The 498-nt window shown below is 41.0% G+C and carries 1 protein-coding gene; it reads right to left on the minus strand.

Annotated elements, in window-relative coordinates; genetic code table 11:
- On the minus strand, positions 1-313 hold a 313-nt coding region (locus tag K0040_RS22435; RefSeq protein WP_228110440.1), incomplete at its 3' end, for a CoA transferase.
- Positions 314-498: the final 185 nt, after the last annotated feature.

The following is a 498-nucleotide window of genomic DNA, read 5'->3' on the forward strand; positions in this document are numbered from 1 at the left end:
TGTGATCAATGGCCCCTGGATGAAAGTTCTCGACTAAGATATCAGCTTCGCGGATCAGCTTTTCCATTACCTCTTTGCCTTCCGCTGTTTTGGTATTTAACTCAATAGAACGTTTGTTACTGTTAAGCATGGTGAAGTAAAGCGCATCGATATCAGGAATATCTCGCAGCTGGTGACGCGTTACGTCACCAACGCCGGGACGTTCAATTTTAATAACGTCAGCGCCAAACCAGGCCAGCATTTGAGTACAAGATGGGCCAGATTGCACACCGGTGAAATCGAGAACTTTAATTCCTTGAAGTGGAGTTGACATAGCAATACCTATTAGTTAATTAAATATGTGTTAATTTAGCGTTTATTTAAGGCGTAATATCTTCTATAAATAACCCGCAAAATATCGTCGTAGCTGCACTCGATATTTTTAAAATCCTGTATCAAGTGCTGAAAATCATTTCATCGCCACTTCCAATTCCTTTCTGCATGGTAAGTAGTGAGGAC

The organism is Terrisporobacter petrolearius (assembly GCF_020748185.1).
In the GTDB taxonomy this organism is placed as follows: Bacteria; Bacillota; Clostridia; order Peptostreptococcales; family Peptostreptococcaceae; genus Terrisporobacter; species Terrisporobacter petrolearius.